At 42.3% G+C, this 18,236-nt stretch carries 16 protein-coding genes; 1 reads left to right on the plus strand and 15 read right to left on the minus strand.

All coding sequences use genetic code 11. The features are described 5' to 3' along the window. Positions 1 to 66 precede the first annotated feature (66 nt). From spoVS to AC0MXB_RS05635, 9 genes are all read right to left on the minus strand, one after another. Positions 67 to 327 carry a stage V sporulation protein SpoVS gene (spoVS, locus tag AC0MXB_RS05595; RefSeq protein WP_474038622.1) on the minus strand — a complete coding sequence of 87 codons (261 nt, stop codon included), beginning with the start codon at positions 325 to 327 and terminating at the stop codon, positions 67 to 69. Between the two features lie 101 nt (positions 328 to 428). Further along, complete coding sequence (locus tag AC0MXB_RS05600) at positions 429 to 947, minus strand: hypothetical protein (RefSeq protein WP_474038623.1); 519 nt, start codon at positions 945 to 947, stop codon at positions 429 to 431. A 108-nt stretch (positions 948 to 1,055) separates the two neighbouring features. Beyond that, positions 1,056 to 2,597 (minus strand): ribonuclease Y, encoded by a 1,542-nt coding sequence (gene rny / locus AC0MXB_RS05605; RefSeq protein ID WP_474038748.1) that lies wholly within the window; start codon positions 2,595 to 2,597, stop codon positions 1,056 to 1,058. 163 nt (positions 2,598 to 2,760) lie between these two features. Beyond that, the gene (locus tag AC0MXB_RS05610; protein WP_474038624.1) at positions 2,761 to 3,225 is read right to left on the minus strand and encodes a regulatory protein RecX; all 465 of its coding nucleotides are present in this window, start codon (positions 3,223 to 3,225) and stop codon (positions 2,761 to 2,763) included. Beyond that, positions 3,215 to 4,261: a recombinase RecA gene (gene recA / locus AC0MXB_RS05615; protein WP_474038625.1), complete on the minus strand. Its 1,047-nt coding sequence runs from the start codon at positions 4,259 to 4,261 to the stop codon at positions 3,215 to 3,217. Before recA ends, AC0MXB_RS05610 begins: the two co-directional genes overlap by 11 nt. 71 nt (positions 4,262 to 4,332) lie before the next feature. Beyond that, complete coding sequence (locus tag AC0MXB_RS05620) at positions 4,333 to 5,922, minus strand: DEAD/DEAH box helicase (protein WP_474038626.1); 1,590 nt, start codon at positions 5,920 to 5,922, stop codon at positions 4,333 to 4,335. A gap of 14 nt (positions 5,923 to 5,936) precedes the next feature. Next, on the minus strand, positions 5,937 to 7,178 hold the full coding sequence (locus AC0MXB_RS05625) for a competence/damage-inducible protein A (protein ID WP_474038627.1): 1,242 nt from the start codon (positions 7,176 to 7,178) through the stop codon (positions 5,937 to 5,939). Between the two features lie 39 nt (positions 7,179 to 7,217). Further along, a complete protein-coding gene (gene rimO, locus AC0MXB_RS05630; protein ID WP_474038628.1) occupies positions 7,218 to 8,552 on the minus strand; it encodes a 30S ribosomal protein S12 methylthiotransferase RimO in 1,335 nt (444 codons plus the stop codon). Between the two features lie 12 nt (positions 8,553 to 8,564). Continuing rightward, positions 8,565 to 9,599 (minus strand): ABC transporter substrate-binding protein, encoded by a 1,035-nt coding sequence (locus tag AC0MXB_RS05635; RefSeq protein WP_474038629.1) that lies wholly within the window; start codon positions 9,597 to 9,599, stop codon positions 8,565 to 8,567. 171 nt (positions 9,600 to 9,770) lie between these two features. Between AC0MXB_RS05635 and AC0MXB_RS05640 the strand changes: the two genes are divergently transcribed. Then, positions 9,771 to 10,136, plus strand: coding sequence for a hypothetical protein (locus AC0MXB_RS05640; RefSeq protein ID WP_474038630.1), 366 nt, complete (start codon positions 9,771 to 9,773; stop codon positions 10,134 to 10,136). Between the two features lie 70 nt (positions 10,137 to 10,206). On the opposite strand, the gene AC0MXB_RS05645 is transcribed toward AC0MXB_RS05640, so the two are convergent. The 6 genes from AC0MXB_RS05645 to AC0MXB_RS05670 all read right to left on the minus strand — a co-directional run bounded on the left by AC0MXB_RS05645 (position 10,207) and on the right by AC0MXB_RS05670 (position 18,233). After that, complete coding sequence (locus AC0MXB_RS05645; protein ID WP_474038749.1) at positions 10,207 to 12,177, minus strand: YgiQ family radical SAM protein; 1,971 nt, start codon at positions 12,175 to 12,177, stop codon at positions 10,207 to 10,209. Positions 12,178 to 12,190: 13 nt separating this feature from the next. Further along, a complete protein-coding gene (locus tag AC0MXB_RS05650) occupies positions 12,191 to 12,919 on the minus strand; it encodes a helix-turn-helix domain-containing protein (RefSeq protein ID WP_474038631.1) in 729 nt (242 codons plus the stop codon). A gap of 172 nt (positions 12,920 to 13,091) precedes the next feature. Then, positions 13,092 to 15,347 (minus strand): FtsK/SpoIIIE family DNA translocase, encoded by a 2,256-nt coding sequence (locus AC0MXB_RS05655; RefSeq protein ID WP_474038632.1) that lies wholly within the window; start codon positions 15,345 to 15,347, stop codon positions 13,092 to 13,094. A gap of 99 nt (positions 15,348 to 15,446) precedes the next feature. Next, positions 15,447 to 15,659, minus strand: coding sequence for a YlzJ-like family protein (locus AC0MXB_RS05660; RefSeq protein WP_474038633.1), 213 nt, complete (start codon positions 15,657 to 15,659; stop codon positions 15,447 to 15,449). Then, on the minus strand, positions 15,656 to 16,420 hold the full coding sequence (locus tag AC0MXB_RS05665) for a ClpP family protease (RefSeq protein WP_474038634.1): 765 nt from the start codon (positions 16,418 to 16,420) through the stop codon (positions 15,656 to 15,658). The genes AC0MXB_RS05660 and AC0MXB_RS05665 overlap by 4 nt, the downstream gene beginning before the upstream one ends. A gap of 148 nt (positions 16,421 to 16,568) precedes the next feature. Then, on the minus strand, positions 16,569 to 18,233 hold the full coding sequence (locus AC0MXB_RS05670; RefSeq protein WP_474038635.1) for a ribonuclease J: 1,665 nt from the start codon (positions 18,231 to 18,233) through the stop codon (positions 16,569 to 16,571). Positions 18,234 to 18,236 lie beyond the last annotated feature (3 nt).

Consider the following 18,236-nt stretch of genomic DNA (forward strand, 5'->3'; position numbering starts at 1 on the left):
ATATTATGCCACAAACATGACTAAAAAAACAACAAACCTGTTCATTCCTGAACAGGTTTGTCTCTTTTAACGAGGTTCTACGATCAATTTAATCGCGGTTCGCTCCTCACCATCAATCAAAATATCAGTAAAGGCAGGGATGCAAATTAAATCTACGCCGTGCGGTGCAACAAATCCTCTAGCAATGGCTACAGCCTTTACCGCTTGATTTAATGCGCCTGCGCCAATCGCCTGCATTTCTGCAGCGCCGCGCTCCCGCAAAACACCAGCCAACGCTCCGGCAACAGAGTTAGGATTAGACTTTGCTGAAACTTTTAAAATTTCCATTATTAAGTACCCTCCTTTAATTCGTCTAAATCAAACAATAACTATAATAGTTACATAAAACTTCGACGGAAGGAAGGTAAATCCTCTAAAAATTGTTATTTTTATTTATTGAAAACCATAACTTTCCCTTCTTCACGAATCCCAAAGAGCTTATGGCCTACTTCCTCCTTTTTTACACTAAGCAGCATATTCTCAATTAACTCTTCTTGAAACCGCAAATCTTCTTCTACTAGCGGCTGATTCGCTTCAACAATTAAAGCTTGACCTAGCTCTTGCCGTAAAAAAGCAACAACAAGATCAATTTCGCCCTTACCAAAGGAATAAATATCACGAACTAAAGTGAGAGTAATCAAAGAGGCTACCGTTTTAACAGATAGATTTACCAAAGGCTGCCGAAAACGTTCTAGGCGATAATAAGTATGAAGACTTTGCAATAAAGATTGTTTTAAAGCGGCAAAATCCTCTTGCTCCGGCAAATTATGAAACATAAAAGAAAGCTTTAATGTATGATGATCGGGATCAAAAGTAACTGTGCCAATTTCTGGGTAACGAATTAACAGCGATATTAAAAGATGAACACCGTTACTGACCGACTTTTCACTTTGATTAGTAGAATTCATTGTTTTCACCATCCACGTTATGACATAACAATAAAAGTTCGCTGATAAAGGGGGAAATCCTGCTCTAATAAATAAAAATAAAACCGACCTTATCGGCCGGTTTTATTTTTATTTGGCATAATCAACTGCCCTTGTTTCACGTATGACGGTCACTTTAATCTGACCGGGATATTCTAATTCATTTTCAATTCGTTTGACAATATCTCGTACAAGACGAACTGAAGCTAAGTCATCAATTTTTTCTGGTTTTACCATAATGCGGACTTCCCGCCCAGCCTGAATAGCAAAGGATTTCTCCACGCCGTCAAATGACTCAGCAATTTCTTCCAATCGTGTCAACCGCTTCAAATAGCTTTCTAAAGTTTCACGACGAGCGCCTGGTCTAGCGGCAGATACAGCATCCGCTGCAGCTACGAGTACAGCCTGTACAGTCGTCGGTTCTTCGTCGCCATGATGGGCGCCAATTGCATTTACTACTTCAGCAGACTCGCGATATTTCTTAGCCAAATCTGCGCCAATAGTTACATGAGGGCCTTCCACTTCATGGTCAATGGCCTTACCTAAATCATGAAGCAAACCGGCTCGCTTAGCAAGCATGACATCCACGCCTAATTCTGCAGCCATAATGCCTGCAAGATGAGACACTTCCACGGAATGTTTTAATACATTCTGTCCATAGCTCGTACGATATTTCAAACGACCTAATAATTTTATGAGTTCAGGATGAAGACCATGGACTCCGGTTTCAAAGGTCGCCTGCTCACCAGCTTCTTTAATCTTTTGCTCCACTTCTTTTTGCGCTTTTTCAACCATCTCTTCAATGCGAGCTGGATGAATCCGGCCATCAGCAATGAGTTTCTCTAAAGCTGTTCTGGCGACTTCACGTCGAACAGGATCAAAGCCTGATAAAATAACAGCTTCCGGTGTATCATCAATAATAAGATCTACGCCTGTAAGCGTCTCTAAAGTACGAATATTGCGGCCTTCACGACCGATAATCCGCCCTTTCATTTCATCATTAGGCAAAGCCACAACAGAAACAGTTGTCTCTGCCACGTGGTCAGCTGCACAACGCTGAATCGCTAACGAAATAATTTCGCGCGCTTTTTTATCGGCTTCTTCTTTTGCCTGCTGTTCAATCTCTTTGATCAACATAGCTGTTTCATGCCGAATTTCTTCCTCTACATTCGTTAGAAGCAACCTCTTAGCATCCTCTGATGTCATATTAGACACCCGTTCCAATTCAGAGAGTTGTTTTGCGTACAATTCATTTATTTTTTCTTGACTCTTTTCGATTTCGCCTTCCTTACGATTGAGAATATCCTCTTTCTTTTCCAGCGAATCAATTTTACGGTCAAGATTTTCTTCTTTTTGCAATAGCCGCCGTTCTAAGCGTTGCAGATCATTACGGCGTTCTTTGCTTTCTCGCTCAACTTCGCTTCTGAGTCTGTGAATGTCTTCTTTTGCTTCCACTAATGCTTCTTTTTTCTTTGCTTCGCCAATTCGTTCAGCATCTTCAATAAGTTTTTTCGCAGCAGCTTCTGCTGAAATCATTTTTGCTTCAGCAATCTTTTTGCGAATTAAATAGCCTATTCCAACGCCTAAAAATGCGAAAATTAGTGCGGCAATGAATATTTCGATTATTATAATTCTCCACCTCCTTTTATATATATAAGGGGGAAAGCCGAGTTTAACCCGGCTTTCATTTTCTACACTGACAACCCCTTTGCTGTCAGTTCATTTAAAACTTTAGCTGTTAACGGTATTTACTTTCACGATTGTAATATAATTGTACGTGTTTTTCCTGAGAGTGTCAAGTTTCTTGCCTAGCTAGCGCTATAGCTTTGCGAATCAGTTCTGACGAAAACCCGCGTGCTGCCAAATAACGATACATTGGCGCTGTTTCTCTGTCTTCAAGCTTCTTATAGCGGCGTTCTAACAGTCGCACCGCTTGTGCTAAAGCAGTTTCTTGATCATAATCGTCAAAACAACTTTCAATGATCGAATCCGAAAAGCCCTTTTGCTTTAACTTCAGACCAATTAATTTAGCACCATATTTCCCACTTGCCGTAAATTTACGATAATACGCCTTAGCTAGAGCCAGATCATCTAGAAAACCATAATACGATAATTTTGCCACAGCTTCTTGCTGTTCCACTTCCGTATATCCCTGCCGCTGCATTTTTGCTGTCAGTTCCTGCACACTATAGCCGCGATGCGATAATAAGAAAAGTCCGTAAGAATAAGCGCTTTTTTGCTGTTCTTTACTAGTCTTCACGAATTGTCTCAACCTCTAGGAAACTATCGGCTTCTGTAGCTGGTTTTGCTGTGCCAATAGAAAGGGTTTCACGAATTTTCGCTTCGACTTCCGCTGCCATAGCAGCATTTTCTTTAAAAAACTCTTTGACATTTTCCCGGCCCTGGCCTAATCGGTTCGCTCCGTAAGAATACCAAGTACCGCTTTTCGTTAAAATATCCAGTTCCGTGCCAATATCGACAAGCGCCCCTTCACGTGATACGCCCTGACCATACATAATATCAAATTCAGCTTGCTTAAAAGGCGGCGCTACTTTATTTTTTACAATCTTCACTTTTGTCCGGTTCCCTACGACGTCGTTGCCGTTTTTAATGGCTTCGCCCTTGCGCACTTCCAGACGAATCGAAGCATAAAACTTTAAGGCACGTCCGCCTGTAGTCACTTCAGGATTCCCAAACATAACGCCCACTTTTTCACGAATCTGATTAATAAAAATAACGGTACAATGGGATTTACTTACAATTCCAGTAAGTTTTCTAAGCGCCTGCGACATAAGCCGAGCATGAAGACCGACATGCGAATCACCCATTTCCCCCTCAATTTCGGCTTTCGGCACAAGAGCTGCTACTGAATCAACAACGATCAAGTCTACAGCCGCACTTCTTACCAAGGCATCCGCTATTTCTAAGGCTTGCTCACCATAATCAGGCTGAGAAATTAAAAGATTTTCAATATCAACACCGAGATTGCGAGCATAATTGGGATCAAGAGCATGTTCCGCATCAATAAAAGCAGCAATTCCGCCTAATTTTTGCGCTTCCGCAATCACATGGAGCGCAACTGTCGTTTTACCGGAAGATTCCGGTCCATAAATCTCAATACAACGACCACGTGGAATTCCACCAACGCCAAGCGCAATATCCAGCGGCAGCGCACCTGTTGGAATCACTTCAATATTCATTTTCGCCGCCGCTTCGCCAAGCTTCATAATGGAGCCTTTACCAAAATCCTTTTCAATTTGACGCATAGCTATCTCTAGGGCTTTTGCTTTATCCATCTACGATCCCTCCCAAGCAGTAAATAAAATGGAAGCGGAGAGCCTCTAGCCCTCCGCTTCTTTCGGCAGTATTAGCGCCCTTTGGCCACTTCTACATTAATTTTATAACCTTTTAAAGTATTCTTGTGCATAACGGCAATCACTCGTTCGGCTACGTCTTCTGGTACTTCCACAAAAGTGAATTTTTCATAGATATTAATAACACCAATGGTATTACCAGGAATATCAGCTTCGCTCGCGACGGTCCGCACAATATCTTCTGGACGAATCTTCTGGGCTTTACCTACATTAATAAAGAGGCGAACCATACCGGGTTCTGCGCCGGAAGAACGATAATTCGGCTTTTCCGTCGCCTCCGATGCCTTTTCTTTATAACCTTCCTGCGAAAGTTTCAAGGCAGCAGCAGCAATCTCTAACGGATCATAATCTTGTACAAGTTCAGTGACGATCGACTGATAATCAGCAATCCGGCCTTGCTCGATCGTCTGAACAAGCCGTTCTTTAATCACTTCTCTCTGACGTTCTAGTACATCAGCTGGCGAAGGTAAAGCTTTACGGATAATTCGTGTTTTTGTAACTTTTTCAATGAGCTTTAATTGACGATACTCACGTGGTTGGATAAAGGTAATAGCAACACCTTTTCGTCCAGCGCGGCCAGTACGACCAATACGATGAACATAACTTTCCGGATCCTGCGGAATATCATAGTTAATAACATGAGTAATATCATCAATATCAATACCACGAGCCGCTACATCCGTAGCAATTAAAATATCAAGTTTGCTATCGCGGAATTTTTTCATCACGCGATCACGCTGTGCTTGGCTTAAATCACCGTGTAAACCATCAGCTAGATAGCCACGTGAAGAAAGCGATGCTACAAGATCATCTACGCCTTTTTTCGTACGGCAGAAAATAATCAATTGACCTGTAGTTTCACTATCAAGAACGCGGCACAAGCCTTCTAATTTTTCGCGCGTTTCATAGTACACCTGATCAATCAGTGGAACTGTTAGTTTTTCTTTGCTTATTGAAACAACAACAGCATCTTTCATATAACGCTTGGTTAAGTTCATAATCGGTCTTGGCATCGTTGCCGAGAACAGCAATGTCTGACGTTCTTCCGCCACAATGGTTTCCATAATGGCTTCAATATCGTCAACAAAGCCCATATCAAGCATTTCATCGGCTTCATCCAAAACAAGCATTTTTACATGGCTTAACTTAATCGTATTACGGCGAATATGATCAAGTAGACGTCCAGGAGTACCAATAACCACATGAACGCCGAAGCGCAGTGATTTAATTTGTCTATCAATCGCCTGACCGCCGTAAATCGGCAATGTTTTCACTCGTTTAAATTTACCAATGCGCGCTAGCTCTTCAGAAACCTGAATAGCCAGTTCTCTAGTCGGTGTAATAACAAGCCCCTGGATATTGCGGCTTGCTTCATCAATTTTTTCAATCATGGGAATCCCGAAAGCAGCTGTTTTTCCTGTACCAGTCTGAGCCTGTCCAATGACGTCATGACCTTCTAACACAAGCGGAATCGTCTGACTTTGAATCGGCGATGGTTCTTCAAATCCCATATCCTGTAATGCCGAAACAATTTTCTTATTTAACTGTAAGTTACCAAAAAGGGTATTTTCTTTATCCTTCAAAAGTACCAACCTCCTCATATTGTTAAAACATAGCGATATAATTTATTGAGCGCCGCTAAAGCGCTACGTGTTTTTATTTCCTTTCGCGTACCGGCAAATCGGTATTCCTGCCAGTTAGTTCCCCGTTCGCTGGCAAGCGCAATATAAACAAGCCCAACCGGCTTTGTTTCGGTAGCTCCTCCTGGTCCGGCAATTCCTGTGATTGCCACGCCAATCGAGGTATGAAACCGTTCACGAATGCCTTCCGCCATCTGGCAAGCAGTTTCTTTTGAAACTGCCCCATAGTCACGCAAGGTATCAGATGAGACAGCAAGTTCCTGCATTTTCACTTCATTACTATAAGATACAACGCTGCCCATAAAATAAGCAGAACTGCCGGGGACGTCAGTTAAACGACTGCTGGTTAGACCACCAGTGCATGATTCAGCTAAAGCTACGGTAAGTTCTTTTTCAAGTAAAAGACGACCGATGATCCCTTCCAGAGTATCATCATTGACACCATAAATATAGCCTTGCAGACGTTCACGAATTTTTTTCTCTAAAGAAAAAATTTTCATTTCAGCTTCCGCTTGATCCGCTCCTTTGGCCGTTAAGCGAATAATTACTTCACCGCTTCGCACTAAAAGAGCAATCGTAGGATTATTTTGGGCTAAAATATAATCACGAATTTCTTCTTCTAAGTAAGATTCGCCGATTCCGTAAGTGCGCAAAATTTTGGAGACGATCGTCCCTTGCTGACCAAACCGTTGCTCCAAGTAGGGAACAACCGATGAATGAAACATCGGCTCTAATTCAAAGGGCGGTCCTGGCAAATGGATGATTGTTTTTCCTAAATGTTCCAAGATCACTCCAGGTGCTGTTCCCCGCTCATTCTCAATCGCTAAAGCGCCCTGAGGAATCATAGCTTGACGACGATTATTATCAGACATAGTTAGTTTACGCCGCTTAAAAAACTCCGTAATTCGGTCCAGACTAACAGGATCAAGCATGAGCGGCAAAGAAAAAATTTCTGCAGAAACTTCCTTCGTAATATCTCCCTGCGTCGGCCCTAACCCACCTGACGTAATCACAATATCGGCACGCTCTAGAGCGTTTTTAAAAACCTGGGCCATCCGTTCGCGATTATCGCCTACTGTTGTCTGGTATAATACGTGAAATCCGAGAGCGTTTAACTGTTCCGCTAAAAAAGCCGCATTTGTATTAACAATCTCTCCTAGCAGCAATTCCGTTCCCGTGCTGACAAGTTCGACAATCATGCCGAAGCGCCTCCCTGTAAGGGGTTTTATCACTCCCCTTTATGATTCCAGCTTTTCTGCTAAAATATCATAAGTAAAGCCTTGTACTATTTTGGCCAAAACAAGGTCGCCTGCCTGCAGTGATCCAGCATTTTCTATATAGACGCGGCCATCCACTTCCGGCGCTTCCCGATAGGAGCGGCCGTAGACAATCTCCTTATTATCATCGGTTCTGCCTTCCACTAAAACCTCGATTATCTGTCCCTCGCTAGCAAGATTCAATTCTTCACTAACGCGGCTTTGTTCGGCCATAAGACGGTGATAGCGATCTTCTTTTACAGCTTCATCAACTTGGTTTGCCATTTTCGCCGCACTAGTACCCTCTTCTTGAGAATACATAAACACGCCGACGTTTTGAAAGCGTTGTTCTCTGACAAAATCAAGTAATTCTTGAAAATGCTCCTCTGTTTCACCAGGAAAGCCCACAATAAAAGACGTACGCACAACCACATCGGGAATGGCATCTCGCAGCTTTTGCAGCAAAGTTTTAATTTCTGCTTGCGTCTCCGGACGATGCATCGCCCGCAAAATATCATCATGAGCATGCTGCAATGGCAGATCTACATAATGAAGAATTTTCGGTTCTTTAGCCATTAATTGAATAATTTCATCAGAAAAATGAACGGGATAACCATAAAGTAACCGAATCCATTTCAGATCATTAATTTTCACAAGCGCTTTTAACAGCTCAGGTAGGCTTGGTTTACCGTAAAGATCCTGTCCATAGTTTGTGGTGTCCTGTGCAATCAAAATAATTTCTTTTGTTCCTTGCGCTACAAGACGTTTGACTTCATTTTCGATAGATTCAATAGAACGACTACGAAAATCGCCGCGAATAAAAGGAATAGCGCAATAAGCACAACGGTTGTTACAGCCATCAGCTACTTTTACATAGGCGCTGTAAAAAGGCGTTGTAGTAATCCGAGGCGTTGTATCGTCATAAATCGTCGTATTTGCATCGGCAATTAACAGACGCTGTCCCGAGAGAACTGCATTGACAGCTTCCATAATACGATGCCACGATCCAGTACCGACAATCGCGTCGATTTCCGGTAATTCATCCAAAAGATCTTGCCGATAGCGTTCACCTAAACAGCCAGCGACAATTAAACCGCGGCATCTTCCTGTCTGTTTATACTCAGCCATAGATAAAATTGTAGAAAGAGATTCTTCTTTGGCTGAATCAATAAACCCGCAGGTATTGACAATGAGTAAATCAGCATCGACCGGATCTTGTACAATCTCAACATGATTTTCAGTCAAAATACCAAGCATAACTTCTGTATCTACAAGGTTTTTGGCACAGCCAAGGCTGAGAAAACCTGCTTTTAACATGCAATTTCCCTCCTAGAGCGAACGAGGACTTAGACGAACAGACTGAATCCACTTATCCATAATAGTATGCTGCTCCACAGGCGTAAGCGGTTGACTGTCGAAAAGTTTCATATGTTTCGTCTCGTAAAATTTAGCAATATTCGTTTCAGGATTTGTTGGAACAAAATAGAATCGGTGATTTTGCAATAACTCCTGGGCTTCATTTTGCAAAATCCAGTCAATAAAGGGCGCTGCGTCAGCGCTATGCGGCCCCTGCAAAGTCAAGGCAATGCCAGTTAAAGAATAAGCCGTTCCTTCATCAGGATAAACAATCGTTAGAGGAAACCCATCATTATAATAACGAATTGTTTCACTTTGAACAGCAATGGCCACATCCGCTTCACCCATACCAGCCATTCGCACTGGCGTAGCTAAAAACTTGGCATACTGAATCACTTGAGGATGAATTTTCTTGAAGAAAGCCAAAGTAGGCTGTTCTCCCTGCAGAGAACGCAACGAATAAAGTAAACTAGCTGACGCTTCCGACGCTAAGAAATCAGTCATAGCTAAACGTACCTGACTGTCTTTCCCTAAGTCAGCCCACCGTTGAATTGGTTGAGAAAGCTTCTTGGCAAAATCGCGATTTACGGCAAATACAATCGGGTCATACCAAGTACCAACCCAAAAATTATCTTTATCCTTAAACCGGTCAGGAACTATATCGGTTTGCTCTGAGGTTACAGGCGCGAGAAGATGCTCTTTCTGGACCTGCCTCAGAACAGCCTCTGTAGCTAAAACAAGATCAGCCTGTGGCGTTTGGCGCTCATTCTGAAGTTTTTGCAACAGATCCTGGTCAGACAAAGGCACCATTTGAACTCTAATTTTTGCGGACTTTTCATATTCCTGCGCAAAAAGCGATACTTGTTCTACAGGCAAATTTGTATAGACAACGATTGACTTAAGGTTTTCCGGTGTTTGATTACCAGCGTGTCCTAATAAATCGGTACCAATAATCGCAGCAAAAACCAGAAAAAAAGATAGAAACAAGAGTGGCACATAACGTCGCATGCACATTCCTCCGTCTTGAATACGTAAAGTATCAACCTATACTATAACCTTTCTCTTCCTGATATGCAAGCAAATTATGGGCAAAGCCATAGGTTTGTCAGAAAAAATATGCTAAAATATAAGAAGACTGAAAAATCAATAACCTAATTCACCTTATAAGGAGCGAATAAAATGCAACTTCCCGCAGGACTTTTATTATTAGTTGGTTACTTAGGACTCATTGCTTTAGGTAATATAATTGGTCTATTCCATAGCTTATTTTTTGGAGATGTCGCAGGCATCTATACTTCACTTCCCGGCATCTTTCTCTACGCGTTTCCTGCCTATGGCTTGTTTAAAACCAAAAGATGGGCTTGGTTTGCAGAAATAGCCATATCCACCCTTGCTGTTTTATTAGGTCTTTTGGTATTTTTGCTCTTCAATCCACTCATGGGAATCATCGCCTGTCTGATTCATGGTCTAATTCTCTACTATTTATTCCGTAAATCCATTAAAACTCTTTATTTATCCAAACCGTCCTCAGAATCGCTTGTATAAAATATCGTAAGTTAAAGCAGGAATCTTCAGCTGGTATGCCAAAGATTCCTGCTTTATTTATACATATACATCATGACCGACGCTTTTTAAAAGGCTTTTGGCCTTTTTGTTTTGGCGACCTTGACGATTTTGGCGGTCTTGACGATTTTGACGACTTTGAGAGATTTGATGGCTTTGAAGATTTTATTGGTTTTTCTACTGTTTCTACAGTTTCAGTTTGGAGCAAATTTGCTTTCCCCTTGAAACTACGTCTAGGCCTAATAAAGCATTTAGAACCAAGACCAATCAAATCAAGTCGTCCAGCTTCTTCCAAAGCTTCATAAACGAGATCATAATTTTTAGGGTCACGGTACTGTAGGAGAGCTCGCTGCAGTCTCTTTTCGTGAGGCTGGCGCGCTACATGGACAGCTTCGCCTGTAAAAGGATTGATCCCCGTATAATACATACAAGTGGAAAGACTGCCTGGCGTTGGAATAAAGTCTTGCACTTGTTCCGGTTGGCAGTGAGTATCACGCAAGAATTCCGCCAACTCAATCGCCTCAGGCAATCCGGAGCCGGGATGACTGGACATAAAGTATGGTACAAGATATTGTTCCTTGCCCACTCTTTTGTTCATAGTCATAAAAGCTTCTTTAAACTTCAAATACACTTCCTTACTAGCTTTCCCCATGAGTTTCGTAACCGTCGGTGCTACATGTTCCGGCGCAACTTTTAACTGCCCACTCACATGATGCTCACAAAGTTCTCTAAGAAATTCTCGGTTGTTATCGGCTAGTAAATAATCATAACGAAGCCCCGAACGAATAAACACTTTTTTGACTTTCGGTAATTTCCGTAGTTGACGCAATAAGGAAAGATACTCGTCATGGGAGGTATCAATTTCTCGGCAAGGGCCTGGAAACATACACTGTTTTCCCTTACAAGCACCGCGTTCTTTCTGATGGGAACAAGCTTGATGACGAAAATTAGCTGTAGGCCCTCCTACATCATGAATATAGCCTTTAAAATCAGGAAGTTTCGTCATACCCTGTGCTTCTTTTAAGAGTGAGTCTTGACTGCGGTTTTGAATAATTCGACCTTGATGTGATACAATGGCGCAGAAAGAACACCCGCCAAAGCAACCGCGGTGACTTACAAGCGAAAACTTGACTTCTTCAATGGCTGGAACACCACCTTGCGCTTCATAGCGAGGATGGTATGTTCTTGTATAGGGTAAATCATAGACAGCATCCATTTCTTCTGTCGTCAGTGGCAAAGCGGGCGGGTTTTGCACTACATAAACAGGTCCATGGGCTTGAACAAGCTGCTTGCCGCGAACAGGATCCTGCTCTTCGTACTGGATTTTAAAAGCTTTAGCAAACGCTTGTTTATCTTGTGCCACATCATCATAGGACGGCAATTCGACATAATCCCAAAGAGCTTCTAAAGAACGGGTAGGATAACAGGTCCCACGGACAGAATGAAGTTGGTCAATAGGAATGCCTTGCGCTAGTTGATGCGCAATATCCAGAATCTGTTTTTCTCCCATCCCATAGACAACAAGATCCGCCCGGCTATCAATCACGATAGATCGTCTTACCGTATCAGACCAATAATCATAATGAGCAAACCGACGCAGACTTGCTTCGATGCCGCCTAAAATAATCGGTGTATGTTTAAAAGCTTCTCTCAGTCGCGTACAATAAACAAGACTGGCTCGTTCCGGACGATAGCCAGCCTTGCCGCCAGGTGAATAACTATCAGTACTGCGCGTTCTTTTTGCTGCTGTAAATTTATTTAACAATGAATCAAGATTTCCCGCCGAAACTAATACACCAAGCTTCGGCTTACCTAATGCTAAAAAATCCTTCGTTGACTGCCAATTAGGTTGAGCAATAATCCCGACTCGAAACCCTTCTTTTTCTAAAAGTCGACAAAGAATAGCCGGACCAAAGCTGGGATGATCTACGTAAGCATCGCCGCTTACAAACAGAAAATCAAGCTGTTCCCAGCCGCGTGCCTCCATCTCAGCCTTACTCATGGGAATAAACGATTGTTCCATCATGCACTCCTTACTATTTTACTCCCGTAGGCGTAAAGGTTTTTACTACAACATCGCCTTTTGTTCCAAGTTTTCCCTGGCTCTGTCCATTAAAAGTCACATCGACGGCGGCAGCATTTCCTGCTTTAATCACTAAAGTCTTATCAGCCTGCCACGTAAATGATTCGTTGATTTTAGGAATTCCTTCATAAAGCTGCTTACCGTCAGCCGTCACCAAAGTCCAGCACTCTGCAGTAAATTTAGCTTGCACATAAACCGGTTTTGCGTCAGCTGGTTTCGTAGCAGTCGTTGGCGTTGGCGGCACTTGAGCTGGCTGCTGTGTTTTCGCTTCTGGCGCTGGCATAGGTCCCGGTGTCTTACCGCTACTCTGGTAGGCCCAAAAGCCAATCCCCACAACAGCTACAAGCAAAATTACCATGGCAACTAGCTTGCTCGGAAAAGAACGTCCTAGAGAATCCTGTTTAATCGGTTGCGGCGTTTGCGCGATCGGCTCAGCCTCTTCCTCTGGCGGTTTTTGTGTTTGTCGATAAAGCTCTACAAGCTCTGGGCCATTTAAGCCTAAAAAATTAGCATAATTACGAATGAATCCTTTTAAATACACTTCACCTGGAATCACCTTATACTGATCTTCTTCAATTGAGGTGATATACAAAGCCCGAATACTCGTTGCCTTTTCTACTTCACTGATCGATAAATTCTGCTTTTCTCGTTCGGCACGAAGTATTTGACCTACTGTTTCCATTGTCACAACCCCCTTGATGGTTTGCCTACTTATTCGTAATGCTTTTCTGATAAAAACTTACAAATTCATATTCTCTATGAAAGACTTAGCAGCAAAGAAGTTTCTTCTAAGAAACATCAAAAAATAGTTGTTGTATTTTATAGCATAACAGAAAATTGCTTTATACGCAAAATTACTTTTCGAGAAAGTACTTCTCATAGACCTCAGCTGAGGTCATGGTGATTTCTCTCGCTTTACTGCCTAGGCTTGGTCCCACAATATGCATTTCTTCCATTGTATCAATTAAACGAGCCGCTCGTGAATAACCAACACGGAATTTTCGCTGCAACATGGAGGCGGAAGCCTGTCCTGTCTCTAGTACCAATCTTACGGCTTCTGGTAGAAGCTCATCTTCATAACTGGGCGTCTTTTCCGGTTCTTCCGTTTCCTGACTTTGAGTAACCCCTTCCGTATACTCAGGTTCGGCCTGACGAGCGCAAAAAGCGACAAGTTCCTCAACTTCATCATCTGAAATAAAAGAGCCTTGTACTCGTAGCGGCTTGGCGGCTCCCACCGGATAAAACAACATGTCCCCTTTACCTAACAATTTTTCAGCTCCAGCCATATCAAGAATTGTCCGCGAATCAATTTGTGATGAAACAGCAAAAGAAATCCTTGATGGAATATTGGCTTTAATCGTCCCTGTAATAACGTCAACGGAAGGTCTTTGCGTGGCCAGAACAAGATGGAGCCCTGCAGCACGAGCCATCTGGGCTAAACGGCAGACTGCATCTTCCACATCAACAGGCGCTACCATCATTAAATCAGCCAACTCATCAATAATAATCACAATAAGCGGTAATTTCTCTTCTGGTGTTATTTCATTATAACGGCTAATATCGCGTACGGAAGCTGCTGCAAACAGCGCATAACGCCGTTCCATTTCACGTACTGCCCAACGCAAAGCCGATGCTGCTTTTTTGGCATCCGTTACAACAGGTGTCAATAAATGAGGAATTCCATTATAATTCGATAGTTCGACCACTTTGGGATCAATTAAGATAAATTTAGCTTCTTCTGGTTTCGCCTTAAATAAAATGCTTGTAATCAGCGTATTAATGCAAACGCTCTTTCCCGAACCAGTAGCGCCTGCTACAAGCAAATGAGGCATTTTAGCTAAATCAGCAATAATGGTCTGTCCGGCAATATCTTTTCCTAAAGCTACAGAAAGATAGGATTTAGCTTGTTGAAAAGCGTCACTCTCTAGAACTTCCCGATGGGGTACACTAGCTACTTCTTTATTAGGAACTTCAATGCCAATTGCTGCTTTACCGGGAATTGGCGCCTCAATACGTACGCCAGGCGCAGCTAATTTCAAGGCAATATCATCAGCAAGATTGACTATTTTACTCACTTTTACCCCTGCGGCAGGCTCTAGTTCATAGCGCGTCACAGCTGGCCCTTGACAAGTATGAGTAATCTTAGCACTTACATGAAAGCTTGCCAAAGTAGACTCTAAAATATGGGCATTTTCCATAATCTCTTTAGCGGTTTTGTTAGATTTTTGCCGCACAGGTTTTTTCAGCATCGATAAGGGCGGCAGGCGATAAGGCAGAATCGTTTCGCCATTTTCTGCTTTCAGCGGCACTTGAAGTTCAGCCGATTCCTTATTTTCTTCACCAACCTTAGCAGACGAAAGACAAGCGACATCTTCTGGCGCTGTTTCATTTTCTTCTAACAAAGGCTTTTCCCTGTCATAAAAACTGTTTTTTTGCATATCATGAGACAAAAAGTCATCTTTTACTACTTTTTTTTCCCTCTCTTGATTATAAAAAGCATTTGATGACTTGGCAATAGGTTCCTCGTCACCTATTTCGTCATCTTGCTGGCGCCGTCGCTCCTCTAACGCACAAGCTAAGCTTTCCTTAGCCTGCAACAAGCCTTCGTCCGCCTTATCTTTTGCCTTGATTAGCGTTTCACCTAACGACCAATTCGTTGCCACCATTAAAGCACCAATCACCGCAGCAGTTAACAAAACAAAAGTCCCATAAAAACCAAACAGCTTGCGCAAGCCAAACACAATGAGCCCGCCAGATAATCCGCCGCCATTAATAAGGCTCTCGGGATAAATTTCTTGATTTAAGGGCGTTAACCAGTGATGATATAGCGCTAAAAAAAATAAAAAAAGCAAAACAAGGGCGACAAATTTAAGCGAAAAACTGATGCCTCGCCGCATCCAGACATAACGCGAACCAATAATTATGATAACAAGCGGAACTACTAACGCACCAATACCAAAAGCATAATGCAGCACTTTCGCCGTCAGTAAACCAACAGCGCCTGTACTGAGATCAAGTAAACTAATCATTGAAATAAGGCCAAGTGCTACAAGAAAAATACCCCATAATTCGTATTTAAACTCGGAGGATACTCCCGAGAAAAAGTTCAACAATGCAACCACCTCTGAGGAAATTTTCTACATTTGCCTAAGAAAACCTTTTTTTCCAAATAGACTCAAAACAAAGCCGCAAAAAAACGCTCTCTAAAGTTAAGAGCGTTTGGTAAGAATGCGCCCTGGTTGCAATTCAGGTCGCAAATAATCAGCGGGATCGGTCGATAAAAGCCGAACAAGACGATACTTACTGACAGAAAGCTCTTCAGCGAAAATGTTGCAGCCTAAATAACGCATCTGCTTATAGCCATGCTCTGGATTTGCTTCAGGAAATACAGCTTCCGGCGGCATTATTGTCCAAAGAATCATGATAAGAGCGTTCCTTTGGCTATCTTCTTGTATTCAATCAGTTGCTGTAATTTTTGCATAGCCTGAGAAACGCCGCCAATTTCGCCAATTAGGCCATAATTTACAGCATCTCTGCCGCCGACTGATGTGCCGATATCTCGCGACAAATCACCAATTTTGTAAAGCAGTTCTTTCCATTTTTCTTCAGCAATATGTGAATGAGAAACAACAAATTTATTGACTCTTTCTTGCATTTTCTCCAAATAGTCAAAAGAACTTTGCGCACCAATTACTAGCCCTGTTAGGCGGATTGGATGAATCGTCATTGTAGCACTTTCGACAATAAAAGAATGAGTTGCCGAAACAGCAATTGGTACGCCAATACTATGTCCGCCGCCCAAGACAATGGATACGGAGGGCTTAGACATACTGGCAATCATTTCGGCAATGGCTAAACCTGCTTCTACATCGCCGCCAACCGTGTTCAAAAGCAGCATAAACCCTTCAATATCGGGATTTTGTTCAATAGCTACAAGCTGGGGCATCACATGCTCATACTTTGTTGTTTTATTATTAGGCGGTAAAATCATATGTCCTTCAATCTGGCCAATAATCGTCATCACATGCAAATTACTTTTTGCTGTAGGAATTTCTGTTGTACCAAGGTCCTCTAAAGCTTCAGCAGACGGCGATTTAGCTAGCGATGTTTTTGACTTTTCTTGCTGTGGCACATTCGTTTTATCAGGACTTGGGGCAACAACTGGGTTGTCATCATGAATCACAAGTACATCCCTCCATTGATACAATACTTTTCTATTGCTAGTATTGACCATAGAGCCCATGATTCATACGTTGCTTTCGCCTAAGCGCAAAAGATGATCCGCCTAATAAGGCGGATCATCAAAAACCAGTATTTAATTTCCAGTTAAATTACACTTCCATGATAATTGGCAAAATCATCGGACGGCGCCGCGTACGTTCATACAGATATTTCCCTAACGTATCCCGTACAGTTGATTTAATTGCCGCCCACTCAGTTACACCATTACCACTACACTTTTCGAGGGCTTGCTCTACGCGCGTACGCGCTTCATCCATAAGCTGTTCTGACTCTCTTACATAAACAAAGCCACGCGAAACAATATCAGGTCCGGCTACAACACAGCCTTTTTGTTTGTCCATTGTAACCACAACAATCAAAATGCCATCTTGTGATAATTGACGACGATCGCGCAATACAATATTGCCGACATCACCGACACCTAAGCCATCAACAAGTACTTTACCTGCTGTGACTTTACCATTAATCTGGGCCTTATCCTGACTAATTTCTAAAACTTGGCCGTTTTCGCCAACAAGAATATTCTGTTTTTCCATACCAAGTTCTTGCGCTAATTTGGCATGTTTAATTAAATGCCGGTACTCGCCGTGAACAGGAATGAAAAATTTGGGACGAATTAAATTATGAATCATCTTTAATTCTTCTTGACTAGCGTGTCCTGATACGTGAATACCCGAATTTTTATCATAAATCACTTCTGCCCCTTGCTTAAACAAGAAGTCAATCGTTCTAGCAACAGATTTTTCATTCCCAGGAATGGGTGTTGCCGAGATAATCACTGTGTCCCCTGGTACAATATCAACCTTTTTATGATCAGACATAGCCATACGCGTTAAAGCGGACATCGGCTCGCCTTGACTGCCTGTTGTCAAAATAACTACACCTGAAGCGGGATAATTATTAATTTCATCAATATCAATAAGAATCCCTTCGGGAATGTTCATATAACCAAGTTCCATAGCAATATTCACTACATTGACCATGCTGCGGCCAATAATAGCCACCTTGCGCTTATACTTGCAGGCCATGTCAATCGCCTGTTGCAAACGATGAATATTGGAAGAAAAAGTTGCAATAATAATGCGTTCTCTGGCATTGCGGAATGTTTCATCAAAAGCAATACCGACTGAACTCTCGCTTTTGGTATAACCAGGTCTTTCTGCATTCGTACTGTCAGCTAACAGTGCAAGAACGCCTTGGTCGCCTAGTTCTGCAAAACGGTGAAAATCAGTTACTTTACCGTCTACGGGAGTTTGATCGAGCTTGAAATCGCCGGTATGGACAATCGTACCAAGCGGCGTTTTTATGGACAAAGAAACAGCATCGGCAATGCTGTGACTTACACGAATAAAACCAACTTTAAAAATTCCCAACTGAATTTGATCTCCCGGCTGAACCGGAACAAGATTGGCTGTCGAAACATTATTTTCTTTCAAGCGACCTTGCAAAATTCCCAGAGTCAGTCGCGTACCATAAACAGGTACATTCAGTTGCTTCAATACGTAGGGCAACGCCCCAATATGGTCTTCATGGCCATGAGTTAAAACAATTGCTTTAATCATGTCACGATTTTCAATCAAATAAGAAATATCAGGAATGACAAGATCAATCCCTAACATGTCATCTTCAGGAAACATTAGGCCGGAATCAATAACAAGTATCTCATCGCCATAACGAACGACAGTCATATTTTTTCCGATTTCGCCTAAGCCGCCCAAAGGAATAATCTGAATTTTCTGCGGTATTTTAGCCAATAA

It is taken from the genome of Pelorhabdus sp. sgz311001, from assembly GCF_055901755.1.

What these genes read in the sequence shown, in the direction of transcription:
- spoVS (WP_474038622.1), bottom strand. Translation starts at nt 327, where the DNA reads ATGGAAATTTTAAAAGTTTCAGCAAAGTCTAATCCTAACTCTGTTGCC.
- AC0MXB_RS05600 (WP_474038623.1), bottom strand. Translation starts at nt 947, where the DNA reads ATGAATTCTACTAATCAAAGTGAAAAGTCGGTCAGTAACGGTGTTCAT.
- recA (WP_474038625.1), bottom strand. Translation starts at nt 4,261, where the DNA reads ATGGATAAAGCAAAAGCCCTAGAGATAGCTATGCGTCAAATTGAAAAG.
- AC0MXB_RS05625 (WP_474038627.1), bottom strand. Translation starts at nt 7,178, where the DNA reads ATGATTGTCGAACTTGTCAGCACGGGAACGGAATTGCTGCTAGGAGAG.
- rimO (WP_474038628.1), bottom strand. Translation starts at nt 8,552, where the DNA reads ATGTTAAAAGCAGGTTTTCTCAGCCTTGGCTGTGCCAAAAACCTTGTA.
- AC0MXB_RS05635 (WP_474038629.1), bottom strand. Translation starts at nt 9,599, where the DNA reads ATGCGACGTTATGTGCCACTCTTGTTTCTATCTTTTTTTCTGGTTTTT.
- AC0MXB_RS05640 (WP_474038630.1), top strand. Translation starts at nt 9,771, where the DNA reads ATGCAACTTCCCGCAGGACTTTTATTATTAGTTGGTTACTTAGGACTC.
- AC0MXB_RS05645 (WP_474038749.1), bottom strand. Translation starts at nt 12,177, where the DNA reads ATGGAACAATCGTTTATTCCCATGAGTAAGGCTGAGATGGAGGCACGC.
- AC0MXB_RS05650 (WP_474038631.1), bottom strand. Translation starts at nt 12,919, where the DNA reads ATGGAAACAGTAGGTCAAATACTTCGTGCCGAACGAGAAAAGCAGAAT.
- AC0MXB_RS05660 (WP_474038633.1), bottom strand. Translation starts at nt 15,659, where the DNA reads ATGATTCTTTGGACAATAATGCCGCCGGAAGCTGTATTTCCTGAAGCA.